Source organism: Kitasatospora sp. NPDC050463 (assembly GCF_040655255.1).
Taxonomy (GTDB): Bacteria; Actinomycetota; Actinomycetes; order Streptomycetales; family Streptomycetaceae; genus Kitasatospora.
The window spans coordinates 34,220-58,560 of sequence record NZ_JBFAJO010000054.1 but is presented as its reverse complement, the minus strand read 5'-3'; the positions used below and the strand labels follow the sequence as shown (position 1 = coordinate 58,560).

The 24,341-nt window shown below is 75.0% G+C and carries 21 protein-coding genes and 2 pseudogenes; 17 read left to right on the top strand and 6 right to left on the bottom strand.

Features of this window, described 5'->3' with window-relative positions:
• Window positions 1–178 precede the first annotated feature (178 nt).
• From AB0J08_RS28745 to AB0J08_RS28725, 5 genes are all read left to right on the top strand, one after another.
• On the top strand, window positions 179–1,579 hold the full coding sequence (locus tag AB0J08_RS28745) for a hypothetical protein (RefSeq protein WP_360640542.1): 1,401 nt from the start codon (window positions 179–181) through the stop codon (window positions 1,577–1,579).
• 211 nt (window positions 1,580–1,790) lie between these two features.
• Complete coding sequence (locus tag AB0J08_RS28740) at window positions 1,791–3,047, top strand: MoxR family ATPase (RefSeq protein ID WP_360640569.1); 1,257 nt, start codon at window positions 1,791–1,793, stop codon at window positions 3,045–3,047.
• Window positions 3,044–4,321: a VWA-like domain-containing protein gene (locus AB0J08_RS28735; RefSeq protein WP_360640539.1), complete on the top strand. Its 1,278-nt coding sequence runs from the start codon at window positions 3,044–3,046 to the stop codon at window positions 4,319–4,321. The genes AB0J08_RS28740 and AB0J08_RS28735 overlap by 4 nt, the downstream gene beginning before the upstream one ends.
• Window positions 4,322–4,475: 154 nt before the next feature.
• Window positions 4,476–4,889, top strand: a complete 414-nt coding sequence (locus AB0J08_RS28730) for a hypothetical protein (protein WP_360640536.1) — start codon at window positions 4,476–4,478, stop codon at window positions 4,887–4,889.
• Window positions 4,890–4,976: 87 nt separating this feature from the next.
• Window positions 4,977–5,195: a hypothetical protein gene (locus tag AB0J08_RS28725; protein WP_360640533.1), complete on the top strand. Its 219-nt coding sequence runs from the start codon at window positions 4,977–4,979 to the stop codon at window positions 5,193–5,195.
• A 143-nt stretch (window positions 5,196–5,338) separates the two neighbouring features.
• On the opposite strand, the gene AB0J08_RS28720 is transcribed toward AB0J08_RS28725, so the two are convergent.
• The 3 genes from AB0J08_RS28720 to AB0J08_RS28710 form a co-directional block, all read right to left on the bottom strand.
• Window positions 5,339–5,929 carry a hypothetical protein gene (locus AB0J08_RS28720; protein ID WP_360640530.1) on the bottom strand — a complete coding sequence of 197 codons (591 nt, stop codon included), beginning with the start codon at window positions 5,927–5,929 and terminating at the stop codon, window positions 5,339–5,341.
• 256 nt (window positions 5,930–6,185) lie between these two features.
• Window positions 6,186–6,554 carry a PRC-barrel domain-containing protein gene (locus AB0J08_RS28715; RefSeq protein WP_360640527.1) on the bottom strand — a complete coding sequence of 123 codons (369 nt, stop codon included), beginning with the start codon at window positions 6,552–6,554 and terminating at the stop codon, window positions 6,186–6,188.
• Window positions 6,555–7,000: 446 nt separating this feature from the next.
• A complete protein-coding gene (locus AB0J08_RS28710; RefSeq protein ID WP_360640524.1) occupies window positions 7,001–7,942 on the bottom strand; it encodes a lysozyme in 942 nt (313 codons plus the stop codon).
• A 290-nt stretch (window positions 7,943–8,232) separates the two neighbouring features.
• Here AB0J08_RS28710 and AB0J08_RS28705 point away from each other — a divergent pair, with 290 nt between their 5' ends.
• The 4 genes from AB0J08_RS28705 to AB0J08_RS28690 all read left to right on the top strand — a co-directional run bounded on the left by AB0J08_RS28705 (window position 8,233) and on the right by AB0J08_RS28690 (window position 14,699).
• Window positions 8,233–9,648, top strand: a complete 1,416-nt coding sequence (locus AB0J08_RS28705; RefSeq protein ID WP_360640521.1) for an NAD(P)/FAD-dependent oxidoreductase — start codon at window positions 8,233–8,235, stop codon at window positions 9,646–9,648.
• A gap of 116 nt (window positions 9,649–9,764) precedes the next feature.
• Window positions 9,765–10,334: a GNAT family N-acetyltransferase gene (locus AB0J08_RS28700; protein WP_360640518.1), complete on the top strand. Its 570-nt coding sequence runs from the start codon at window positions 9,765–9,767 to the stop codon at window positions 10,332–10,334.
• Window positions 10,335–10,489: 155 nt separating this feature from the next.
• A complete protein-coding gene (locus tag AB0J08_RS28695; RefSeq protein ID WP_360640515.1) occupies window positions 10,490–12,277 on the top strand; it encodes a glycosyltransferase family 2 protein in 1,788 nt (595 codons plus the stop codon).
• Between the two features lie 172 nt (window positions 12,278–12,449).
• Window positions 12,450–14,699 (top strand): acyltransferase family protein, encoded by a 2,250-nt coding sequence (locus AB0J08_RS28690; RefSeq protein WP_360640512.1) that lies wholly within the window; start codon window positions 12,450–12,452, stop codon window positions 14,697–14,699.
• A 57-nt stretch (window positions 14,700–14,756) separates the two neighbouring features.
• Here AB0J08_RS28690 and AB0J08_RS28685 read toward each other — a convergent pair whose 3' ends face one another.
• Window positions 14,757–15,461 (bottom strand): hypothetical protein, encoded by a 705-nt coding sequence (locus AB0J08_RS28685; protein ID WP_360640509.1) that lies wholly within the window; start codon window positions 15,459–15,461, stop codon window positions 14,757–14,759.
• A gap of 276 nt (window positions 15,462–15,737) precedes the next feature.
• Here AB0J08_RS28685 and AB0J08_RS28680 point away from each other — a divergent pair, with 276 nt between their 5' ends.
• From AB0J08_RS28680 to AB0J08_RS28665, 4 genes and pseudogenes are all read left to right on the top strand, one after another.
• Window positions 15,738–15,968, top strand: a complete 231-nt coding sequence (locus tag AB0J08_RS28680; protein ID WP_360640507.1) for a hypothetical protein — start codon at window positions 15,738–15,740, stop codon at window positions 15,966–15,968.
• A 435-nt stretch (window positions 15,969–16,403) separates the two neighbouring features.
• Complete coding sequence (locus tag AB0J08_RS28675; RefSeq protein WP_360640504.1) at window positions 16,404–17,021, top strand: class I SAM-dependent methyltransferase; 618 nt, start codon at window positions 16,404–16,406, stop codon at window positions 17,019–17,021.
• A 278-nt stretch (window positions 17,022–17,299) separates the two neighbouring features.
• Window positions 17,300–17,731 carry a DUF5959 family protein gene (locus tag AB0J08_RS28670; protein ID WP_360640566.1) on the top strand — a complete coding sequence of 144 codons (432 nt, stop codon included), beginning with the start codon at window positions 17,300–17,302 and terminating at the stop codon, window positions 17,729–17,731.
• A 203-nt stretch (window positions 17,732–17,934) separates the two neighbouring features.
• A pseudogene (locus AB0J08_RS28665) lies at window positions 17,935–18,060 on the top strand (aminoglycoside phosphotransferase family protein); the annotation flags it as partial.
• A 247-nt stretch (window positions 18,061–18,307) separates the two neighbouring features.
• Here the strand turns inward: AB0J08_RS28665 and AB0J08_RS28660 are convergent.
• Window positions 18,308–19,501, bottom strand: a complete 1,194-nt coding sequence (locus tag AB0J08_RS28660; RefSeq protein WP_360640501.1) for an SDR family oxidoreductase — start codon at window positions 19,499–19,501, stop codon at window positions 18,308–18,310.
• Between the two features lie 331 nt (window positions 19,502–19,832).
• The gene (locus AB0J08_RS28655) at window positions 19,833–20,414 is read right to left on the bottom strand and encodes a TetR/AcrR family transcriptional regulator (RefSeq protein ID WP_360640498.1); all 582 of its coding nucleotides are present in this window, start codon (window positions 20,412–20,414) and stop codon (window positions 19,833–19,835) included.
• Between the two features lie 333 nt (window positions 20,415–20,747).
• Between AB0J08_RS28655 and AB0J08_RS28650 the strand changes: the two genes are divergently transcribed.
• The 4 genes and pseudogenes from AB0J08_RS28650 to AB0J08_RS28635 all read left to right on the top strand — a co-directional run bounded on the left by AB0J08_RS28650 (window position 20,748) and on the right by AB0J08_RS28635 (window position 24,250).
• Window positions 20,748–21,140 (top strand): hypothetical protein, encoded by a 393-nt coding sequence (locus tag AB0J08_RS28650; RefSeq protein ID WP_360640495.1) that lies wholly within the window; start codon window positions 20,748–20,750, stop codon window positions 21,138–21,140.
• 217 nt (window positions 21,141–21,357) lie between these two features.
• Window positions 21,358–23,052 (top strand): glycerophosphodiester phosphodiesterase family protein, encoded by a 1,695-nt coding sequence (locus AB0J08_RS28645; protein ID WP_360640492.1) that lies wholly within the window; start codon window positions 21,358–21,360, stop codon window positions 23,050–23,052.
• A gap of 15 nt (window positions 23,053–23,067) precedes the next feature.
• Complete coding sequence (locus AB0J08_RS28640; protein ID WP_360640489.1) at window positions 23,068–23,214, top strand: hypothetical protein; 147 nt, start codon at window positions 23,068–23,070, stop codon at window positions 23,212–23,214.
• Window positions 23,207–24,250 (top strand): annotated as a pseudogene (locus AB0J08_RS28635) (alcohol dehydrogenase catalytic domain-containing protein). The gene AB0J08_RS28640 and the pseudogene AB0J08_RS28635 overlap by 8 nt, the downstream one beginning before the upstream one ends.
• Window positions 24,251–24,341 lie beyond the last annotated feature (91 nt).

Below are 24,341 nucleotides of genomic sequence, written 5' to 3'. Positions count from 1 at the left end.
TAGAGGGTCGCGACCTTCCCCGCGGAGGGTCGCGACCCGGGCGTGCCGGGCCGGTCGCGGTGAAGACGCGGCGGCACAAAAGCAGCTGACAGACCGGCAGCGCGGCCGCTACGCTCCCCGCGATGACTACTCATTCCGCATTCGGATTGGGGGCCCCGTCCGCGCAAGGTGAGTGCTGATGCTCACTTCGACCGCGAACAGGGACTCCCGTCTCTCCCTCTGGCTGCGCGTGCGCGAGTTCGCCGTGCCGCTGTCCATGATCGAGACCGCGACCGCCCGCCGTCACCTCGGCGACTGGGCCGGGGCCTGCGCCGCCGCGAACATCGATGTCGACCTCGACCTGCGCGCCGTGGCGCGCACCCACGGCCGGGACCTCGCCGCCAGGGTCCGCGCCGACCTCCGCCGACTGGCCCCCGACCTGCTGCGCTGGCACCTGCCGAGGATCGCCCCGGACGGCCTGCTGCGCCCGGGCCTGACGGTCGCACTGGCCCGGTACGACACCGCGGAGCGTGACGGCGGGCACCCGGTGCGGCTCGTGGCCCGGACCCCGCCGGCCTGGGCGGACGCCGGCCAGCGGATCAGCCTCGCACTGTGGGACGGCTCCCACCGCGAGACCGGTGCCGCCCGGTACCCGCACCCCCGCCCCGACCGGCGCTTCCGCCTCGACCTGCACCGCCACCTGTGGGACGCGCCCCGCAGCGGCGAACTGCGGCTCCGGAGCGGAGCCGACCGCCACCCGTGGACGGCGCCCGACCCGCAGGGGGCGGTGCCCGCCGCCATGGTCCCGCCGGAGCGCCGCTGCGCCGTCGACCGCTGGGCGGCCGAGGCCGAGATCCTGCTCGCCGCCGAAGGACGCTCCACCGGCCCGGTGGGCGTCCGCCTCGGGGCACGGCACCGGCTGGTCCTGGAACCGGCCGCGGACCGCGACGGCCCGGGGCCGCCCACCCGGCGGATCGTCGCCGCGCCCACCGGCGGCGGTGGCCCCGCGCTGCCCGTCCTGCCCGACGCGGCGACCTGGGCGCTTCCCGACCTCGAACTGCTCCGCACCGGTGCGATCGAGGCCGATCGGCTGCATCCGCTGGTCGCCTCGGCCCTGGTCCCGGGCCACGTGCCGGCCCGCCCCGCCCCGCGCCCGGAGCAGGCCGGGCAGCCACGCCCGGTCGACTGCCGCGGCGCCCGGCACCGGATCGGCCTGGTCGACGGCGTGCTGGCGGCGCTGGACCACGACCCGGCCGAGATCCGCCGGGAGGAGCTGCTGGTCGCACTGACCGGCACACCCCTGCCCTGCCTCCAGGCCATCGACGAGGCGCACCGCCGCCCGGCCGACCTCCGTGGCGTCCGCGAACGGCTGGACCACGGCGACACCGCCGGTGCGCTGGCGGTCGTCGAGGGCCTGCTGGGCCCCGACGCACTGCTGCGCGGCGGCGCGCTGCGGGACGAGCTGGAGGCGGCCGCGCTGCGGCGGATCACCTACGGGCTGTTCAGGGCGGGCCTGGTCGAACACAGCCCCGGTCCGGACCGCCGCCGTCCGCGCGCCCGCCGCTCCCGTGCCCGTACCCATGGGGCGACCGCCCGCTGACCCGGCGCGGGGCGGCCCTGTGGCGCCTCGGTGCGCTGTCCCGCCGTGCCGCTTCCTCGTGCTGCCTCCTCCCGCCGGCCCCGCGACCTCTGTCGCCCCGCTGTCCGTCCGGCTCCACCGCGCATCCCTCCACCGCACGCCGCTCCACCAGACCCCGAGGTGATCGAACATGCCCACGTCCATGCCCGCGTCCATGCCCACGTCCACGTTCATGCCCACGTCCGCGCCGCTCGCCGCGTCCGGCGCCCGCGCCGAACCGGCCCAGGCCTCCCAGCTGGACGTCGCCGGCGCGTTGCTGGCCCTGCTGAGCGAGTCCACCACCGAGCCGCGCCCCGACGCCCAACTGGAGGCGCTGACCCTGGCGGTGGCCGCCGACCGACCCGTCCTGCTGTGGGGCGAGCCGGGCATCGGCAAGACCGCCGCCCTGACCCAGCTGGCCGCGACCCTGGACCTGCCGCTGACCACGGTGATCGCCAGCGTGCACGAGCCGTCCGACTTCTCGGGACTGCCCGTCGTCGGGGACGATCCGGCGGAGCAGGGCGTCCCGATGGCCCCGCCGGACTGGGCCGTGCGCCTGGTCCGGGCCGGCCGGGGCCTGCTCTTCCTCGACGAGCTGTCCACCGCGCCGCCGGCCGTCCAGGCCGCGCTGCTCCGCCTCGTCCTGGAACGGCGGATCGGGGCCCTGCAACTGCCGCCCGAAGTCCGGATCGTGGCCGCCGCCAACCCGCGCTCCTCGGCGGCCGACGGCTGGGAACTGAGTGCGCCGCTGGCCAACCGCTTCGTCCACCTCCGGTGGGTCCACGAGCACGACGTGGTGGTCCGCGGCCTCGGCGGGACGTGGCCCCGGGCCGTCCTGCCGCGGCTCGACCCGCGGCGGCTGGCGGAGTCCGTCGCCTTCGCCCGCCGCGCGGTCTGCGGCCTGCTCACCGCCCGCCCCGCTCTCGTTCACCGACTGCCCTCCGACGAGGCCCGCCGGGGCGGCGCCTGGCCGTCGCCCCGGAGTTGGGAGACGGCCCTGTGCCTGATCGCCTTCGCGACCGCGGCCGGCTCCTCGCGGGACGTCCTCTCCCTGCTGGTCAGGGGCACGGTGGGGGACGGACCGGGCCTGGAGCTGCTGGCGAGCCTGGACCGGATGGACCTCCCGGACCCGGAGGAACTGCTCGCCGACCCGGCGGGCGCCGAACTGCCCGAGCGCGGGGACCTGCGCCAGGCCGTGCTCGACGGTGTGGTGGACGCCGTTCGCAAGCGCCCGGAGAAGTCCCGCTGGGACGCGGCGTGGTCGCTGCTGGTCCGGGCGACCGAGACCGGCGCTCCGGACCTGGTCGTCGTCCCCGCGACCACCCTCGCCTCGCTGCGCCGGCCGGACTGGGACGTCCCGGCCGCGATCGAGCGCCTCGCCGGGGTGGTCTCGCTGTCGACCCGGGCCGACCGGTCGGTGGCCCGGGTCGCGGCCAAGGCCGGCCGATGAGCCGGGAGAGAGCGGGGCTGCCGGACGCGACGGCGGCGCCGGACACCCCCCGGGCGCTGGACCTCGACAAGCTGTACGCCGCCCGGCTGCACGCCGCCAACGTCCGGCCCTATCTGGCGACGGCCCTGTTCGCCCTGCACACCGTGGAGTCGCGGAGCATCCCGACGATGGCCGTGGACCGGCACTGGCGGTGCTACGTCTCGCCGTTCTTCGTGGAGCGCACGCCGGTGGAGGAGCTGGCCGGGGTCTGGGTCCACGAGGTCTCGCACCTGCTGCGCGACCACCACGGGCGCAGCGACCGGGTGGCCCGGGAGCGCGGACTGACCGGCCCGGGCGAGCGGCTGCGGATGAACATCGCCGCCGACTTCGAGATCAACGACGACGTGTTCGGCAACGGGCTGGTCGCACCCGAGGGCGCCGTCCGGCCGAACTCCCTGGGGCTTCCCGAGGGGCAGTTGATGGAGGACTACCTGCGCCTGTTCAGCCTCGGGCCGCTGACGCGGGACCTGGCCTGGCTGGACTGCGGCAGCGGCGCCGACGGGCTGGAGCGGGGGTGGGAGCTCGGACCGGACGGCGCGCACGGCCTCAGCGCGCAGGAACGGGACGCGGTACGGTTCCGGGTCGCGCAGGGCATCAAGGGCCGGCCGGGCAGCGCCCCGCAGGCGTGGCAGCGATGGGCGGAGGACGCGTTCCACCCGCCGCAGGCGTGGCGGGAGTTGCTGGGCGCGGCGGTCCGGACGGCGGCGGCCGGCTCGGGCGCGGGCGAGGACTACACTTACGGCCGGCCGTCGCGGCGCTCGGCCGGGCTGCCCGGCGTCGTGCTGCCGAGTCTGCGGCGCCGACCACCCCGGGTCGCCGTGGTGATCGACACCTCCGGGTCGGTCAGCGACGCCGAACTGGGCAGCGCGTTGCTCGAAGTGACCGCGATCTCCCGGGCCGTGGGCGGTCGCCGCGACCTGGTCACCGTGCTGCCGTGCGACGCGGCGGCCCGGGTCGCGCACCCGCTCTGCCGGGCCGAGGGAATCCCGCTGCTGGGCGGCGGGGGGACGGACCTGCGAACGGGCTTCGCCAGGGCACTGCGGGCCCGGCCCCGACCGGACGTCATCGTGGTCCTGACCGACGGACAGACACCCTGGCCCGACTCCCGGCCGCCGTGCCGCACGGTGGTCGGCCTCTTCCCCCGGGAGCCGGTCACCGGGTCGCAGGACGAGGAGGACCCGGACTACGAACCGGACACCCCGCCGGACTGGGCCCGGGTGGTCACCATCGGGTAGGTGCGGCCGGGCGCCTGCCTGCCCGTCCGTCCGGGTCGTCCGGGTCCTCCGGGTCGTCCGGAGGAGTGAAGTCCCTCACCCCGTCGGGTGGGCCGGGCGGGTGCCGGGAGGAGTGCGCGGTTAGCTGGACAGCGACGTCGTCGGAAGGGCGCGCATGGGGCGTACGGCTCGGCAGGGTGACTTCGCGACCCACTGCGCCCTCGCGGTGCTGCTGGCCGCCGTCCTCGCCTTGCTGACCGGGGCCGGCACCGCCGACTCGCCGCACCGCCTCGCCCTCGACCGCTGTGTGACGGCCCAGGAGTTCCCCGCCGCCCCCGTCGTGCCGTTCGACGCGGACGACTGCCCGGAGCCCGGCGAACGCCGCCGCGATCACGGGAGCACTCCGGGCGCCGCGTCCACCCCCCGGGCCGGCCACCCCCGCGCCCCGCTGCCGGGGCTGCTCCCGCCGGCGCCCCGGATGGTGGCGGGCTGTGCGTCGGGTACGTCGCCCGGTCGCGCCGCGGTCCGGTCCGGCACCGATCCCGACCGCCCCGACGGGGCCGGACGGGGCACCGTCCTGCGCTGCTGACAGGCCCCGGGGCCGCGCTCCGGGGTTCCGGCCCCGAGTGCCGCTCCGCCGTGCCCACCGTCAGGTCCACACCGCAGGAGATCCGTCATGCCCTTCGACGTCTACACCGCCATGGGCGCGCTGGTGCGCGCCGAGGCCAGCCGCACCGCCTCGCCCGTCGGGGCCGCCACCCGGTCGGCAGCGCACCTGTCCGCCGGTTCCCCGGAGCTCGGGGAGCAACCCGTGGCACGGGCCACCGACCGGGCGCGGCGCCCTTCCGCCGCCCTGCCGTCCGCGCTGCGCCGGCTGGCTGCCCGGCTGGGCTGAGCCGCCGCACGGACCCGGGTGGCGGCCGTGGGCCGGTACGGTCGCCACCCGGGTGCCCGCCCGCGTCAGACCGGCCGCACGGGGACGGCGACGAACTCCCTGCCGTCGCCGGTGCGGACCTCGAAGCGGTCGATCTCGGTCCGTCAGTAGCCGGAGCCGCCGCCGGTGGGCTGGGCGGCCGCCGCCTGGGCCTTCCCGCCCTCGGGGGTGCTGATGAACCAGGTGCCCCCGACCCCCTGCCCCTTGGTCTCGCCCGGGGCCTTGTCATCGGCGAACCGGTACAGCGGCCAGCCGTTGAGGGTCAGCTGCTTGGTCCCGTCGGCCCTGGTCACCGAGCCGACCAGCTTGGCGTCCACGCCCTTGACGGTGGCCTGCTCGCTCACCGGCACCGGCGGCCACTTCACGGCGCAGGCGTCGTTGCAGTGGGAGGCGGAGGGCTGGGCGGTGTCCTTGTCGAAGCGGTACAGCGTGTAGTTCAGGCCGTCGACGACGATCGGCCCGAACTGCGGCGAGGTGACGGTGGCCAGCGAGCCCTTCAGGGCGGCCTGGTTCCCGCTCGGTGCGCCGGTCGTGGCCGGGGCACCCGTCGCGCCGGTCGTGGCAGGTGCGGCCGGTGCGCTCGGGCTGCTCGCGGGCGCGGCGGCGGTGTCCGTGTCGGAGTCGCACGCGGTGGCGAACAGGACGACGGCCGCCGCGGCGGCGGTGAAGGCGGCGGTACGGCGCAGAGCGTGCATGGGTTTCTCCCCCAAGGACGTGACGTTCGGTCGGTTCGGACGCTCACCGCCGCCGAAGCCGCGGATCCCGTCCGTCGCCTTCAGTACGGAGGGCGCGGCCGATGTGCTCAACGCCTCGGAGAAGAAGTTCCGCCGGTCCGCGCCGGACGGCCGCCCGGGTCCGTCGAATCCGCCCGGGCCCGTCGACTCCGGCCGGGCTCCCGCGGGCGCGTACGGTCCCGCGCCCGCGGTGAGGCCCCGTTCGTTCGGTGGCCGGTCAGATCGCCGGTCCGCCGTAGAAGGGACCGTAGTAGCCCGTGTACTTCTCCTGGTAGTCGGTGCCGCCGTCGTGCTCGTGCCGGTCGAACTCCGGTCCGTTCCTGATCTCGTCCTTCGTCCGGTCGACGTACGCCTTCCGCTCCTCGAAGTCGACCTGGACGACGGTGCCGGCGGGCAGCAGCACGTGCTTGCCGAAGATCCACGGGCCGGTGTCCACCACCAGGTACCGGTCGCCGGCCTGCTCGGACAGCTTGTCGATCCTGCCGATGTGTCCGTCGACCGCCTCCACCCGGAAGTCGACGAGGTCGGACCCGGTGACGTAGCCGGACGTGGAGCGGAACTCCCAGATGTTGACGTCGCTGCTCACAGTCGTCTCCTTTCCGCACAGTGTGCCGGGCCGGGGGTGTCCCGGCGGCGTTCGCCCCATCGGCTGCCCCGGGTCGCCGGGTTCATGCGCGAGCGCTGCCGTCGTACATCACCGGCCGGTCCCGACGACGAGCGCGAGTTCGGCGGTCCGGGACGGATCGCGAGAGCGCTGCTCCGGCCCGACCGTCCCGGCCGCGGTCACCCGCCCGTCCTGTCACGGGAGTTCGAAGGCGTACGGAGCGGACCTCCGTCGACCGGCGGCGGAGGTCACGGCGAAGCCGACGGCCCGGGGCGCGAGAACTGCGCGCCCCGGGCCGTCGAATGAGTTCGACCGCACCACGCGTGCGTGACGGTGTCGCCGACGGCCGGGGAGTCCGACCGGACGGTCGGAGCGTCAGCCGGCCGGCGGGCCGGATCCGCCGACGACACCATCACCCGTGGTCACGGTCAGCCGTTGGCGAGGGCCTGGAGGCGGTCGTAGGCGCCGTTGAAGAGGTTCTGGTCGCCGGGGAACGTGCCGGCGTCGGCGTACTGCCAGAAGGTCTGGTAGCTCCAGCCGTTCGGGAGGGTGCCGACGGAGGAGGAGTAGCGGGCTATCCAGAGCGGGTTGGTGGTGCCGAAGCCGCCGTTGTCGCCGGTGCACTGGGACCACCAGTTGGTGGTGGTGTAGATCGTCGGGTAGCGCCCGGTGCGGGAGTGGACGGTGTCGCTGAAGGAGCGGATCCAGCTGACCATGGCGCTCTGGCTGAGGCCGTAGCAGGTGGCGCCGTAGGGGTTGTACTCGATGTCGAGGGCGGGCGGCAGGGTCTTGCCGTCGCGGGACCAGCCGCCGCCGTGGTTCACGAACCAGGTGGCCTGGGACGAGCCGGAGGAGCGGTCCGGCAGGGCGAAGTGGTAGGCGCCGCGGATCAGGCCGGCGTTGTAGGAGCCGTTGTACTGCTGGGCGAAGTACGGGTTGGTGTAGGTGGTGCCCTCGGTGGCCTTGACGTAGGCGAAGCGGGCGCCGTTCGCCTTCACCGAGGCCCAGTTGACGTTGCCCTGGTAGCTGGAGACGTCCAGTCCGGGGGTCTGGGTGACGGCGAGGGCGGGGACGCCCGCGGTGCTCTCTCTTCCCTCGTGGGCGGCGACGGTGGAGCCGGCGAAGTCGAGCTCGGGGTGGATGGCGGGGAGGTGCCGGTCGCCCTGTTCGGCGCTGTCGGCCTGCCCGCCGGGGGCCTGCTCGCCGGGTGCGGGTGCGGGTGCGGGTGCGGGTGCGGCCGCGTAGGCCGGCGCTGTCACGCCGGTGACCAGTGCGACCGCTGCGGCGAGTGCGGCCAGGACGGGCAGACGGCGGGTTTTCGACGGTGCGGCGGTACCGGTGGGGCGGGCGGAGCGGGAAGTGCTGTGCATGAACACTCCTCTGGTCCGGTGAGGGCCCATGGGGCCTTTGGTGCCCGGGAGTTGACTCGGACGGGAGCAGATTAGCCATGTCCTTGCCAGGGCGGCCAGGTGCCCCGGTCACCTCGTGGAGGTACCGCTCAGGTGGGCGCGGCACCATGGCGTGCGAACGGGCGCGGGAGCGGGTGCGGGCGGGCCCCGGACGTGCGCCGGGCCGGGCCGTCCGCCACGCTGGCCTCGTGGGCCCGCGCGCCGCAGGGGCGCGGACCGGGACAGGGCGGCGCACCGACGGGAGGCCCGGTATGAGCGACGCGATCGTGGTCGGTTCCGGCCCCAACGGCCTCGCCGCCGCCGTGACGCTGGCCGAACGCGGTCTCGCCGTGACCGTCCTGGAAGCCGGCCCGAGGATCGGCGGCGGCGCCAGGAGCGGGGAGGTCACCCTCCCCGGCCTGCTGCACGACCACTGCTCCGCCGTGCACCCCTTCGGTGTGGCCTCGCCGTTCCTGCGCTCCGCCGACCTCGCCCGGCACGGCCTGCGCTGGCGCCTGCCCGAGGTCGACCTGGCCCACCCCCTGGCCGGCGGCGACGCGGCCACCGCCGTCCGGTCCGTGCGGGCCACCGCGCGCACCCTGGGGCAGGACGGTCCGGCGTGGCTGCGCCTCTTCGCCCCCCTGGCCGACGGCTTCGACGAGCTGGCCGAGGACGTCATGCGCCCGCTCCTGCGGCTGCCCGCGCACCCCCTGTCACTCGCCCGGTTCGGCGCCCGGGCGCTGTGGCCGGCGACCGCCCTCGCCCGCCGCTGGCGCACCGAACGGGCCCGCGCCCTGTTCGCCGGGGCCGCGGCGCACAGCTTCCAGCCGCTGGACCGGCCGCTCACCTCCGCGGCCGGCCTGCTGCTGCTCGCCGCCGCGCACCACGGCGGCTGGGCGGTCGCCGAGGGCGGCTCGGGGGCGATCACGGCCGCCCTGGCCGGGCGGCTGCGCGAGCTGGGCGGCCGCATCGAGACCGGGGTGCGGGTGGTCTCGCTGGCCGAGCTGCACCCCTGCCCGATCGTCCTGCTCGACGTGGCCCCCCGCGCGGCCGCGGCGATCTGCGGCTCCGCGCTCCCCCGGCCCGTCCGGCGCGCGTACCTGCGGTACCGGCACGGACCGGCGGCCTTCAAGATGGACTTCGCCGTGGCGGACGGCGTCCCGTGGCGCAACGCGCACTGCCGCCGGGCCGGCACCGTCCACGTCGGCGGCACGTTGGAGGAGGTGGCCTTCGCCGAACGGGAGGTGGCCCGGGGGAGGATGCCGCGGCGGCCGTTCCTGGTGGTGGCCCAGCAGTACCTTGCCGACCCCGGCCGCTCGGCCGGCGGCGTCCACCCCGTCCATGCGTACGCGCACGTACCGCACGGCTGGTCCGGCGACGCGCAGGACGTGCTCGTCGCCGGGATCGAGCGGTTCGCGCCCGGGTTCCGGGAGCGGATCCTCGCCTCCGTCGCCACGGCTCCCCGGGAGCTGGAGCGGCGCAACCCCAACTACGTCGGCGGGGACATCGGCACCGGCGCCAACGATCCCGTCCAGACGGTGCTGCGTCCGAGGGTCGCGCTGCACCCGTACGACACGGGCATCCCCGGAGTCTTCCTCTGCTCGGCCGCGACCCCGCCGGGTGCCGGGGTCCACGGGATGTGCGGTGCCAACGCGGCCCGCGCCGCCCTGCGGCGGGCGCGCGGGTGACGCGCGGGCGGCGCCGGCCACGGCCGGAGCCGCCGCGGGGGCGGGGCGGCGCTGTGGCACGATGCGGGAGTCGGCACCCGAACGGCCGCCGCCCCACCGTCGAGAAGAGGACCACCGTGCCCGCGACCACTCCAGACACCGCCCGGCCCGAGACGGACGGGCTCGTCTTCCGTACCGCGACCGTGGCCGATGTGCCCGCGTTGCTCGCCCTCGTCGAGTCCGCCTACCGCGGCGACGCCAGCCGGGCCGGCTGGACCACCGAGGCCGACCTGCTGGACGGCCAGCGCACCGATGTCGAGGGCGTCACCGCCGCCGTGACGCACCCGGACGGTGTGGTGCTGCTGGTCGAGCGGGCCGGCGAGCTGGTCGCCTGCTGCCAGCTCGAACGCCGGGGCCGGACGGCCTACTTCGGGATGTTCTCGGTGAGCCCCGGTCAGCAGGGCGGCGGCGTCGGCCGGGCCGTGCTGTCGGAGGCCGCGCGGATCGCGGGGCAGGAGTGGGGCGCCGTCGAGCTGGAGATGACGGTGATCGAGCAGCGTGCCGACCTGATCGCCTGGTACGAGCGCCGGGGCTTCCACCGCACCGGCATCCACTCGCCGTTCCCCTACGGTGACGAGCGCTTCGGCATCCCGCGCCGCCCCGACCTGCGGTTCGAGAAGCTGGTGAAGGACCTTACCGAACGGTAATGGTGACGAATAGTCAGCGCGGTGACGCAATGTCAAAGTTCTGACCTGCGGCGATGCGGAGATGTCACACCTCGTTCATGATTGGTCTAGGCCAATGTGAGAGGCTGGCGGACGAACGGCCACGTTCCGTCCGAGCCCAGGGGGGCCATCTCCGCATGCCCGTACTCCATGGCACCGCCATGCCCGCATCCGACACCGGTCCGCGCCGCACACCCGCGGACGACTCGCTGCGCCTGCCCAGCCCGCCCGACGACCAGGAGCTCTACTGGTACTTCGGCCCGCAGCGCCGCTGGGTGCTGCTCTGCGCCACCCTCTCCTACACCGGCGCGACCGTCACGCTCGGCCTCTTCGCACTCAGCCGGCCGCTGCTCTGGCCCTTCCTGGCGCTGACCGTCCTCAACGCCGTCACCTGGGTGCTCTCCCTCGCCGACGGCCAGCGCGCGCGCCGGTTCACCCGTGACTCGCACGACCTGCTGCTGCGCGCCTGGCAGCCGGCCCGGCACCCCGGCGTCGATCTGCTGCTGCCGACCGCCGGTGAGCCGCTGGCCGTGCTGGACAACGCGTACCGCCACACCGCCGCCGTCCGCTGGCCGGGCGAGCTGACCGTCCTGGTCCTGGACGACGCCGCCCGCCCCGAGGTGCGCGAACTCGCCGAGTCCTACGGCTTCCAGTACCGGGCCCGGCCCGACCGGGGCCGGTTCAAGAAGGCCGGCAACCTCAACCACGGCCTGGCCGAGGGCACCGGCGACATCATCGCCGTCCTCGACGCCGACTTCTGCCCGCGCCCGGACTTCCTGCGGCACCTGGTGCCCTACCTCGACACCCCCGAGGTCGGCATCGTGCAGAGCCCCCAGTGCTTCGACACCGACCCGGACATGTCGTGGCTGGAGCGGGCCGCCGGAGCGACCCAGGAGATCTTCTACCGCTGGATCCAGCCCTCCCGGGACGCCCAGGACGGCACCGTCTGCTGCGGCACCAACGCGCTCTACCGCCGCGCCGCGCTGGAGCGGGTCGGCGGCTTCGCCGAGATCGACCACAGCGAGGACCTCTACACCGGCCTCTCGCTGGCCCGCGCCGGGTGGACCACCCGCTACGTCCCCGCGCTGGTCGCCAAGGGCATGTCGCCCACCGGCCTGCCCGCCTTCATCAGCCAGCAGTACCGCTGGTGCCTCGGCTCGCTCGCCCTGGTCGGCGACCCCGGCTTCCGCAGCGGGCCGCTCAGCCGCTCGGCCCGGCTCTGCTTCTGGAACGGCATCCTCGGCTACCTCACCAGCGCGGTGAACGTCTTCGCCATCCCGCTGCCGGCCCTGATCATGCTGTTCTTCGCACCCGACGAGATCGAGCCCTGGCAGGTCCTGCCGTTCCTGCCGCCGATCTGGGTCGCCCTGGTCCTGCTGCCCGCGATGTCCCGCACCCGCTGGCGCTTCGAGGTCACCCGGGTCCAACTCCTGGGCGGGCTCTGCCACGTGGTCGCCATCGCGCACGCGCTGCGCCGCCGCAGCGCCGACTGGGTGCCCACCGGCGCCGTCTCCGGCGGGAGTTCGCTGGCCCGCACGGTCGCCCGGATCGGGGTCGGCTGGCTCGGCCTCGTCGTCATCGCCGGTGCCGTGGGCCTCGCCCGGGCCGTCGCGCTGCACGGCTGGCAGCCGTACTGGGCACTGGTCGGGCTGCTCGGGCTCACCGCGCACACGATGATCCCGCTCGTTCGCTCGCTCTGGCCGCTGCTGCGCGGTGGCAAGGGCGCCGACGTCGCCGCGCCCGCCCGGCGCACCACCGCCCGGGCGGCCCTGGCCACGGCCACCGCCGACCGGACGGCTGCCGACCGTGCCGCCGACCGCGCTGCCGACCTGCGCTTCGGGCAGGCCGAGGCCGTCGCGGTCACCGCGGTGCTGCTGCTCTGCGGCCTGCTGGCCTCCGGCTGGGCCGACCCGCTGCTCTTCTGACACCTGATCGACCCGCTCGGCGCTCGTTCCACCCCGTTCCACCACCCTGTTCCGCGCGTCCCTGCCGCTTTTCCTTGCGCGTCGCCCCACCGGCGCGGACCCCACCGCCCCGGCCGCCCCATCGGCCCGGCGGTCCCGAACCACCGCTGCCAGCACTGCAAGGAGCCCCGCCGTGTCAACGGCCGTACCACCGAGCGCCGAACCGTCGCGCGCCGTACCCCTGCCCGTTCCTGGAGCCGGGCCCGTCGCGCCCGCCACCGTTGCCGTCGCGGCCACCGCCGCCGTGTCGGAGCCCGCCGGTGTGACCGACGTCGCCGTCGTCGTGTCGGCAGGCGCCCGTCCCGGCCGGGCGACCGATCTCGGGCAGCTGACCGCGGCCGGCACCGCCGTGGCGGCGCAGCCGACCGAGGAGCCCCGCAAGCGGGCGGCCTTCCGCCCCGACATCGAGGGACTGCGCGGCGTCGCCGTGCTCGCCGTCCTGGCCTTCCACGCCGCCGTGCCGGCCCTCACCGGCGGCTACGTCGGCGTCGACGTCTTCTTCGTCATCTCCGGATTCCTGATCACCGGCCTGCTGCTGGCCCGGCCGATCGGCCTCCGGGACTTCGCCGCCCGCCGCGCCCGCCGCATCCTGCCCGCCGCCGCCGTCGTCCTGGTCGCCACCGCGCTCGCCGGCGGCGCACTGCTCGACCCCCTGCGCGGCACCGACCTGGCCCGCGACCTGATCGCGTCCGCCGGTCAGTTCGCCAACTGGCGGTTCGTCGGGCAGCAGACCGACTACCTCGGAGCCGAACGAGACCCGAGCCCGCTCCAGCACTTCTGGTCGCTCGGCGTGGAGAACCAGTTCTACCTACTCTGGGGCGTGCTGCTGCTCGGCCTCGCCCGCCACCTGACGGGGCGCCGTCGCACCGCGGCGATCGCCGTCGCGACCACCGCGATCGGTGGCGTCTCGCTGCTGCTCTGCATCCGCTGGACGGCCGGCTCCGCGCCGCTCGGCTACTTCTCCACCGCCGGTCGGCTCTGGGAGTTCGCCGCCGGGGCCTGCGCGGCCATGCTCGGCTCGGCCCTGGCCCGGTGGCTGCCGCGGGGCCACCGCTCCGGACGCGCAGTCGGCCGGGCGCTGCGCCTGCTCGGCTGGGGCGGTGCGGCCGCGGTCCTGGTCGCGGTCCTCCACTACGACCGCAACACCCCCTACCCCGGGAGCGCCGCGCTGCTGCCCGTGCTCGGCACCGCCGCCGTGCTGCTCGCCGGCCCGGCGCACCGCGCGCTCGGCGCCACCGACGTGGGACGGCTGCTCGCCGCCCGCCCGCTGCGTGCCGCCGGCCGACTCTCCTACGCGTGGTACCTCTGGCACTGGCCGGTACTGACCATCGCCCAGGCCCGTTACGGCGCCCTGCCGTGGGCCACCCTGGTCGCGCTCACCACCGCGAGCGCCCTCCCCGCCTGGCTGACCATGCGGCTGGTCGAGCAGCCGCTGCGCTTCGGCAGCAGCCCGGCACCGCGCCGGGGCCTGGCGGTCGGGGCCAGCGCCCTGGTGATCCCGCTGATCGCCGGACTGGTCCTGGGCGGCGGGACCGTCCGGGCGCTCGGCGACACCGACGGGCCCGTCGCCGTCCCGGCCGGCGCGGTCGACGGCCCCGCCCTGCTGGCCCCCGGCAGCCGCGTCCTGAGCCTGACACCCCCGCTGGCCCGGGCCCGGGAGGACTTCCCGCCCGGCCGCGGCTGCGAGATCCCGCTCGGCGCCGACAGCAGCCCGCGCTGCCTGTTCGGCGCGGAGAACAGCCCCGACCGGATCGTGCTGCTCGGCGACTCGCACGCAGGCCAGTGGATCTCGGCCGCGCTGGCCCTGGCCGAGCAGCGGAACTGGGGCCTGGAGGTACTGGTCAAGCCGGGCTGCCCGCTGGCCACCCTGACCGTGCGCAACAACGTCCTCGGCCGGACCTTCGACGAGTGCGACCGCTGGCGCGAGAACACCCTCACCCGGCTGGCGACCGGCCCCAGGCCGCGTCTGATCGTGATGGCCGGCCTCAACCGGTACGGCAGTCAGCCGGAGCGCGCCGAGGGCTGGAACCGCACGCTGGACCGCCTCTCGGCGATCGGCGCGCCGCTCGCCTACCTGGCGGACACACCGATGCCCGGCAAGGACGTCCCGACCTGCCTGGCCGCCTCGGACGGCCGCTCGGACGCCTGCTTCTTCCCCAGGGAGACGGCCTTCGAGCAGGACCCGCTGCTCGACGGCGGGCTCGCCGAGCGCTACCGCGTCCGGGTGCTGGACCTCGGACCGCTGCTCTGCCCCGGCACCGGGCCGGACTGCCCGGCGGTACTGGAGGGTGTGGTGCTCTACCGGGACGCGGGGCACATCACCGACACGCTGGCCAGGGTGCTGGCGCCCCGGCTGGACCAGGGGCTGCTGCCGACGGGGTGAGGGCGGGCTCGCTGCCGAGGGGGTGCGGGCGGGTTCGGTGCGGGCGGGGACCGCTGCTCAGCCGTAGATGCTGTGGCAGAGCCGTGCCTGCTCCGAGCCGGCCGGCCAGCGGCCGAAGCGCTCGGCCTGGTCGCAGATCGAGCCCCCCCGGCCGGGGCCGCCCCGCCGGGGGGGCGCTCCGCCCGGGATGGCTCCGCCCGGGGTCGCTCCACCCGGGGTCGTGCCCCCGGCGGGCGAGGGTGCCGGCGGCGGCGCCGTGGCCCCAGGAGCCTGCGGGCTGCGGGCCGGCGCCGGGCGCGGCGTCCGGCTCGGCCCCGGCCGGGCGTCGGCGGAGCGCGCCGCCGCGGACCCGCCGTCCACCCCCGCCCGCTCCGCCCCGGGCGCGGCCGGACTCACCGCGCTCGGAGCCGCCTCCGGCGAGGGAGCCGGGGTGGCGGTCGGCAGCGCCGGCACCGGCACCAGATCGGGGACGGAGGGAACCGACGGCGCGGGCGACGGTGACGGCGACGCCCCGGGGAACGCCACCACGCCGGACAGCTCGTCGCCCGACCCCGGTCCGCACATCACCAGGACGGACGCCAGCACGGCGACGATCCCGGCGGCCGCGGCCGCCCAGGCCCGGCGGGGACGGCGGCGGGCCGCAGCCGCGGCGGCGGGCGGTGGTGGCGGCGCGGGCGCCGCCGGTGGTGCGACGGGCACCGGTGGCGGCTCCCATGCCTGCGTCGGCCACTGCCACTGCCCGTCCACGCGCTGCCCGCTCATGCCTTCGTCCTCCTGCTGCCGAACCATTGCCGCGCCGTGCCGCGCCGCTGACTGCCTGCCGCGCTGCTGCGCCACTGGCCGGGTGCCGAGCCTGTCGCGGACCTGTTCGCGGACCTGTTCGCCGACCCGTTCGCCGACCCGTTCGCCGTACTCAACGAGCGCACCGACGCCGGGACATGACCCGGAAGAGGGTTCCGTGCCGCAGTCCTTCCCCGGCCGTACGCTGCCTGCCGTGCCCCGGGTGCGGGCGCCGGAGGTCCGCCACATGCTGGTGGCATGGAAACGAACAGCACGTCAAAGCCCCTGGTCGAGGTCGCCGAGTTCCGCACCGACAGCCGCTACCGCCTGGTCCACTTCGAGGGCCACGGCTGGGAGCCGCTGGCTCCGGAGGAGTTCGAGCCGCGCGTTCATCAGCTCTTCCCCGATCTCGATCCACGGGACGAGACCCGTGTCCACTGGGCCGACCGGCCCTGGGAGTGGCCGGCCTGGCACCCCGGCGAGGCCTGACCCGGACCTGTCGCCCGAGCCCGGCCGGGCCCGGTGGGGGAGGGGCGCGGGCGCGGTAGCCAGCGCTCTCGGCGAGGTCGTCACGGCGGTCCATGGCGCACCAGCGGCGGCGACGGGCCTGGGGGTCGTCCAGGAAGAGCATGAGCAGGCCGGGTGCTCCACTCTTGACCCGGGCCAGGAGCCCGGCGTCGTCGGCACCCGGCACTTCTGCCCGAAGAGCATCTCCGTCCGCGACCTCCAGATCGCCGACCTGCTGGACCACGGCTACGACCCGCGCCCCGACCTGCGGGAGGATCGCGGTGGTCGGGCTCGCGCTGTCGGCGGCCGCCGCCGCGCACCGGAGTTTGGAGCGCCGTGGCAACCGGGAGAAGATCGTCCTGGCGGTGACGGGGCGACCAGGCCTGACCGGAGCCGCCCGACGTACCAGGGGGAGACGTGAACGGACCGGCCGGCACCGAGGGATACGCCGAGGCGGCGGAGCAACTCGCCGTGCAGTACGAGGAGGTGACCTTCGAGGAGGTGCACCGCGAGCTGCTGCACCTCGTTCCCGGGGCGCCGAGCGCCGTCCTCGACATCGGCGCCGGCACCGGCCGGGACGCGGCCGCCCTGGCGGCCCTCGGTCACCGGGTGGTCGCGGCGGAGCCCACCGCTGAGCTGCGCCGGATCGGCCAGCGGATCCATGCCGCCAGCGAGATCCACTGGGTGGACGACGCGTTGCCCGAGGCGGCCGTCCTCGGCGCCTCGGGCGAGCGCTTCGACCTGATCCTGCTGACCGCCGTCTGGATGCATCTGGCCGACCAGGAGCGCCCGTTGGCGATGGGGGCGCTCGCCAGCCTGCTCGCGCCCGCCGGCCGGGTGCTGCTCTCGCTGCGTCACGGGCCCGTCCCGCCCGGCCGTCGGATGTTCGACGTCTCGGCCGAGGAGACCGTCGCACTCGCCCGGGAGAACGGACTGGACCTGCTGGCCCGCGCCGGTCGTACGGACCTGCACGGCCGCCCGGGGGTGAGCTGGAGCCTGCTCGGGTTCGAGCGGGCGGGTGCCCGGGTGGGGTGAGGCCGCCCGCTGGGGGTGACGGGGGCGTCCCTGGGGTCTCGTCAGGGAGACCGGGCTGTGTTCGGCCGGGTCGGTGGGGCGGTGTCCTGCGGGGCCGGTGGGCGTGCGGTTGGCGCAGCGGCCCGTGGGGGCGAGGCCAGGAACGTCCTCGACCGGTCTTCGGCGAGCCGGGTGACATCCACGAGACGAGGTGAAATCTGCCCGCCGACCCGCGAGGATCCCCGAAGCACACTCGCTGAGGAAAGGTCGGCCATGGCGACAGTCCGCCGAGGGAGCTCATCTCCCTCGCCGATGACGAGGGGAACAGCGTCTCGGTCAACGTCCTGGGACGTAACCCCGGATGGACGGCCGGACTGGACGCCGAGATCGTCGTCAGGACGCGCTTCGTGTCCGGCCGTACCGACCTGGCGTTGTACGCCCTGAAGCTGGACGGCTGGGCCGACGCGCTGGACCGGCTCGACGCCGGCGAAGACGTGGGCTGGATGGAGATGGGCAGAGGACCGTCGATCTTCATCCAGCTCGCCGGCGAGCGTGACTGCCCGGAGGTGGTCGTGGCGGACGAGTCCGGGTCCATGGTCAGCGTGCGGGTCCCGCTCGTCCCGCCGGACGACTGGATCGCCGACCACCGTCGGCGTCTGCACCGGGTGACGAGCTACTGGTTCCCGATGCTGTCAGGACAGGGAGACGATCAAGCCCCCGACGGCAGCTGAGCCCACAGCCGAGGCGCCGGAAGGCTTCATGAACGTCGTCACGGACCTCCCACCGGATCCGCAGCCGACGAAACCGGTGCAGGCGGGCGAACGCACCTACCACAAGCCGGGGTTGGGAGCCGAGTCCCGCGCCGTTTCTGTGCCGGGGATGGCCGAAGCGATCGGTGTCGTGGACGAGGACTCGGTGTCGGCCTACGTCCTCGCGCCTCCGCGACGTCGGCACCGGCTCCGGCGGCGACGTCGACCTCAACCTCGACGTGATCCGTGCGTGGTGGTCGCTGCGAGGCCTGCCGGCGGTCCGTCGGCTGGTCGAGTACGGCTTCGACCCGTCCTTGACCTCCCACGGGCGGCGCGCGGTCGTCCTCTTCTCGGTGCCCCGCACCCTCGGGGCACCTCAAGGGGAGCTGATCTGCCCGGGGCCGGGTACCGCCGGAGTGCTCGGTGACGTGCGGCCGAGCGGGGTCCGACGCTCTGCCCGGCAGGGGTGGGTGGCCGGCCGCCGGACCGGTCGAGGGTCGGGGCGAACCGCCTGGCCGACCGGTCGAGGCGGTCGGCCAGGCGGTGATCGGTCGCTCTTCAGCGACGCCGGCTGCCGGGGCGGCCGGTCCGGCCGACCATGCCGATTCGGCCGCGGCGGGGCGTGGTGTCGGCACCCACGCCGCTGCCGACCTCGCCGAAGCCGTCGGCGACCAGGCGGGTCGCCCAGCGCCGCAGCACCTCGGCGACGGGCGGGTGCCGCAGGCCCGCGGCCCGGGCCAACCGGTCGGCGGAGGCGGTGTCGTAGCTGTCCTCGGAGAGGAAGCCGAGCGTCTCCGGGTCGGCGCCGGTCAGGGCGCGGGGCAGCCTGCGGACCAGGGCGACCGGGACGAGCGCGCGCGGCGCGGGCACTCCGAGGTGCTCGGCCACCAGTGCCACGAGTTCGGGCAGGCGTGGCGTCGCGGGGTCGAGCACGGTGTGGAAGTGCGCCGGACCGTCGTCGAACTCCGGCACGGCGGCGAGGAACCGGGCCAGATGGTCGACCGCGACCACCGGCAGGAAAGTCCGTGCCGAACCGGGGAGCAACGGCAGTCGGCGGTCGGCGAGTTGACGGATCAGCTCGGCCAGTCCGAGGTACTGCCCGGCCTCGCCGGTGACCGAGTGGCCGATCACGCTGCTCGGATTGACCGTGGTGAGCGGCACGCCGAGCCGGGCGGCCGTAACACGGACGGCGGCGTCGCCCAACTGCTTGGAGGCCTCGTAGGCGCCGAGGCGGCGGTACAGCGCGTCGGTCTGGGCGGCTGGTAGCGGGTACCTCGGTGCGGCGCCCCGACCGACCCGGTAGCCGGAGACGTGGACGAACCGTCGGAGCGCCGGCCGGGCGGCGGCCCAGTGCAGCGCGTGCAGGGCGCCGTCGACGTTGGCGGCGTGCGCCTCGGCGCGGTGCAGGCCGAAGCGGTAGAGGGCGGCGAGGTTGTGGGCGTCGCGGACATCGGCCAGTCGGGACTCGTCCGGTGCGGTCAGGCCGAGGCCGGGACGGGTGAGGTCGGCGGCGACGGTGGTCAGTGCGGAGTCGTCGGCGCCGTGCTCGGTCAGCCATCGGCGCAGTTGCTCGTCCCGTGCGGATCCGCGGCCGCCCCGGATGCCGGCGGCCACCGGTTCGCCACGGCCGAGGAGTTCGAGGACCAGCCACCGACCGAGGAAGCCGGTTGCGCCGAGGACCAGGGTGCGCGGCTGGGGCTCGGATTGGGGCTGGGACTGGGGCTGGGGTGGCCGGGTGGGGGTGGTGGGCATGAGGGAGGAGCTCCTTTTTAAGTAGACCGGTCTGTATATTTTTGGCCGATGCCTGAGTGTAGAGGGAGATGGGGAGGTGGGCGAGGGGTGGAGGCGAGCGAAGTCAGGGGAGGCATTATTAAGTAGACCAGTCGGTATATTTCTCGGGTATGCGTTGGCCGGAGGGGCGTGTGAATGTGGGCAGGGCAGGGCAGGGCCGTGCGCAGCGGCGGAGCCGGGCCTGCGACACCGCCCGTGAGCCCGTGACTCAGCGGGCCCGTGAGCTCGCGAAGTCAGGCGCGCGCCGGTACAGCAGGGTTGCGCCTGGGGTGATGGACCGGCTCCGGGTCGGTCACTTCCGCTTGGCGCCGAGCAGGTGCCGGACGGCGTGCCGGGCGTCCTCCAGGGGGCGGCGGTCGCGCCGTACCCGGGCGAGCAGTACGGCACCTTCGAGCAGGGCGAGCGCCTGACCCGAGGCGGTCTCCGCCTCGGCCGGGCCGAAGCCGTCGGCGACCAGCCGTTCGGTGAGGACGCGTTGCCAGCTCCCGTACACCTCGGCGCAGACGCGGCGCAGCACCTCGTTGCCGCCCGCCACCTCCAGGCCGACGGTCGCGACGGGGCAGCCCTTGGTGTAGTCGGACTCCTCCAGGCGGGCGGCGAAGACCTCGACGAGGCGGTCGACGAGTGCCGTCGCGTCCGCGTCGCGCCCGACCGGCGTCCGGAGGAGTTCCTCGACCTCCTGTCCGGCCTGGACGAGGGCGGCGGCGACCAGCTGGTCCTTGCCTTCGGGGAAGTGGAAGTAGAGCGAGCCGCGCGGTGCGCCGCTCTCCGCCACGATCTGGTTGAGGCCGGTGCCGAAGTAGCCCTGTGCCTCGATCAGGTTGCGCGTCCCGGCGATCAGCCGGGCGCGCGTTTCTTCTCCCTTGACTCCCATGCGGGAAACAGTAGACCGGTCTGTATATTTCTGTCGACACCCGGCCAGGCGAACGAGCACGGCTTCGCGGGCCTGAGAACTGGACACCCTCACCAAGCTCCGCATGAACGCCCGCCACGCTCCCCGGTTCCTGCGCATCCCCGGGTCCTGCAGATCCCCAGTTCCTGCGCGCCGCTCGTGTCGGCGGGCACCGAGGTGTCCCGCTGACGGACGATCTCCCGCCCGCGATCGTGCCTGCGGCCGGCCCGAGAAGCCGGCTCCAGTCCCAGCACCGGCGATTTCCACGGTGAAATCCGTTCGGCGGCGCGCCACCCAGCCTCTACTGTTCCGACGGTGAAGATCTGGACGGAGCGCCCTGCCAGGAACGACGTCGAAGCGGTCGTTCGCCGCTACTTCAGCCTCCTCCGAGCCGGGAGGATCTCCGAGGCCGAACAGCTCGTCGAGCACGCCTCGGTTCGGCACGTGCTCGAGTCGCTGTGGGACGGTTCGGTCGGAGCGAGCGCCGAAGCCGACGAGGCGAGTGGCAGCCGTGCCGCCGGCGAGTGGGAGCAGGACTTGTCCTGGCTCGGCGAACTCGGTCTCGGGGACTTCGCCTGGGGCCCCGCCGGCAGCCATCCCTATGTCGAGATCACCTACCGCGCGCGGACGATCGAGGTGGCCTTGGGCTTCTGGGTCAAGCCCACCGATGCCGGCTGGGTGCTCGCGGGTCCGTCGACCCTCTGGTAGGTCACACGAAGGAGCAGCACGATCCGGGCTCGGCTGACGACCACGGAGGTCCCCGCCGGTGGACGGTCAGCTGGCAACGATCAAGGTCCGACCAGGCCGGAGCGCCCCGTCGCCGCCCCCGTGCGCTGCAAAATCCAGGGCGGAGTACGGTCAATGGTCACGGGCGATTGACGGAGCTGTGGTTTCCGGTTCGGCCGCTGTCCCTAACCTGGCGAGCATGACACAGGGTCACCACCTCCACGTCGCCCACCCGGACGTCGCCCACCCCCACGCGGCGCACCCGGCCGCCTCCCGTCGGAGTGGCCGTCGCGTCGCATTCCGCCGTCCGGCCGTTGGTCGCCCGACGGGTCGCCCCGCCGGACTGCTCGTCGCCGTGGTCGCCACCGCGCTTGGCCTCACCACCGCCGCGCTGACCGCACCCGCCGTGTCCGCCACGCCCGGTGCGCCCGCGGCCTCCGCGTCCGTTGCCGCCACGCCCACCGACAGCGGGTCGGCCGGTGCCACGCCCGCGCCCGGCGAGGTGGTGGTCTCCGAGAGCTTCGCCGATGCCGGTCTCCCGGCCGGGTGGAACGCCGTCGAAGGCGACTGGAAGGTGGAGAACGGTCGTCTGGTCGGCGCCTCCGCCAACTCCGGCCAGCAGAGCCGGATCACCTTCGGCCGCCACCTGGACGACTTCCGCTTCGAGGCCACCGCCCGCTTCGACACCGTCCAGGACACCGCCCGTTGGGCGGCCCTGGGCCTGGACGTCCCGGCGAGCGGTTCGGCTCCGTGGTCCATCGCCACCATGCGCGCCGGCACCACCGCCGCCAACGGCCTGGAGTTCGCCCGGCGCACCCCCGGCAACGCGTGGAACGTCACCGACACCGCCGCCGCCCCGACCGCGGCCGGCACCGGTCGCGACGTGCGGATCGCCGTCGACGTGCACGGCGGCAGCGCCCGCTGGGTCTTCGAGGGCAAGGAGGTGCTGCGCACCACCCAGGTCGTCCGCAGCGCGGACGGCGGCCAGGCGCTGGTGGTGAACGGCGCGAAGGTGTCGTTCGACGACGTCAAGGTTACCGCCCTCGCCCCGGGGGCCTGGATCCGCCCGGCCGGTTCGCCGCTGACCGTGTTCGCCCACCGCGGTGCCTCCTCGGCGGCTCCGGAGAACACCCTGGTCTCCGACGAAATCGCCCGCCGCGGCGGTGCCGAGTGGATCGAGAACGACGTCCAGCCGAGCAGGGACGGCGTCCCCTACGTCCTGCACGACGACACCGTCGACCGCACGACCGACGGCAAGGGCCGGATCCGTGACCTGACGGCCGCACAGCTCGACGCGCTGGACGCCGGATCCTGGTTCGGCCCGGCCTACGCGGGTGCGCGCGTGCCGACCCTGGCCGCCCAGCTGGACGACCTCCGCAGCCGTGGCGGCGGTCTGCTGCTGGAGATCAAGGGCAGGCACAGCCGCGACGAGGTGGCCCGGATCGTCAAGGAGATCCGCGACCACGGCATGGCCGACCGCGTCCTGGTCCAGAGTTTCGAGGTGGACGCCCTGCGTTTCACCCGCGAGCTGGCGCCCGAACTGCCGCTCGGCCTGCTCCGCAGCGAGCTGGACGCCGACCCGGTGGCGATCTCGAAGGAGCTCGGCCTGGCGGTCTACAACCCGGCCGACGGCGCCCTGTCGCCCCGGATCGGCGTGGTGAGGGAGCTGCACGCGGCCGGGGTGGCCGTCAACGTCTGGACGGTCGACGCGGCGGCCCGCTGGAAGGCCCTGGAGGCCGCCGGCGTGGACGGCATCATCACCAACCGCCCGGCTGAGCTGGCCGGTTGGAACTCCGCCTGGCTGCAGGGCGGTAGCGTGGCGCCGCCGGTCGCGCCGAAGGTGGCGATCACCTCACCGGCCGCCGGCAGTACGCTGGACCGTTCGCAGCGGTAGCAGGCCGCCGTCGCGGTGCGGTCGAGCGGGGCGGAGACGGTACGGCTGACCCTGGGCGGCCAGGAGCTGGCACCCGGTGCCCTGCTCGACGCCACCGGGCTCGCGCTCGGCAGCCACACCCTGCGCGCCGGGAGCGGCACGGAGGCGGCGACCGGTGCGTGAGCTGACCTACGTCGCGCGCGACACCGTGGAGTGGCGCGAGGCCCCGGACCCGGTGCTCGCCTCCGGCCGGTAGGCGATCGTCGCGCCGGTCGCCGCCACCTCCTGCGACGTGGACTCCTCGATCCTGGCCGGCCACGCCACGCGGCGCCGGTCGCACCTGCAGCTCAGCCTCGACCCGCCGTTCGCCCTCGGCCGTGAGTGCGTCGCCCGCGTCGTCGAGACCGGTGACACGGTCACCACCGTCACCCCCGGCGACCTGGTCGTCGTGCCCCGGTCGATCAGCTGCGGCACCTGCGACCAGTGCCGGACCGGGCTGACCGCCCACTGCACGTCGGTGCCGCACATGGCCGTGTACGGAGCGCCGATCGGCGGCAACTGGGGCGGGCTCTTCTCCGACCTGGTCCACGTCCCCTACGCCGACGCCATGCTCGTCCCCCTCCCGCCCGGTCTCGACCCGGTCGCCATGGCCTCCGCCGGCGACAAGTGGTCCCTGGCCTGGCGCCTGGTCGCCCCGCACCTGAGGAACCGTCCCGGCGCCCGCGTCCTGGTCATCGCACGCGGCAGCATCGGCTTGTACGTGTGCGACGTCGCCCGCGCCCTCGGCGCCTGCGACGTCCTGTACGTCGACCCCGACCCGGCCCACCGCGCGCTCGCCGAGACCTTCGGGGCGCGCACCGCCGAGGCGATCGAGCCGATCCGCCACGGCTTCGACCGCGCGGTGGAGGCCACCGGCCGCGTCGACCAACTCGCCCTCGCCGTCAAGTCCCTCGCTCCAGAGGGCTTCTGCGAATCGGCCGGCAACCACTTCCGCCCCGGCGGGCTGCCCCTGCTCGACATGTACCTCACCGGCGTCACCCTGCGCATCGCCCGGGACAACGTCCGCGCCCACATCCCCGACGCCCTCGCCCTCGCCGGCTCCGGCGCGGTCGACCCCGCGCGGGTCGTCTCCCACGTTCTCGACTGGGAAGACCTGCCTTCCGCACTGCCCGAGAGACACCTCAAGCCCGTCTTCGTCCGCGACCTCGCCACCCGCTGAGCCCGCACGCAGCCGCCACGGCACCGGACCGCGAGGCCGTCCGTTCAGCGAGGCCGTCCGTACCGCGAGGCCGTCCGTTCAGCGAGTGGCG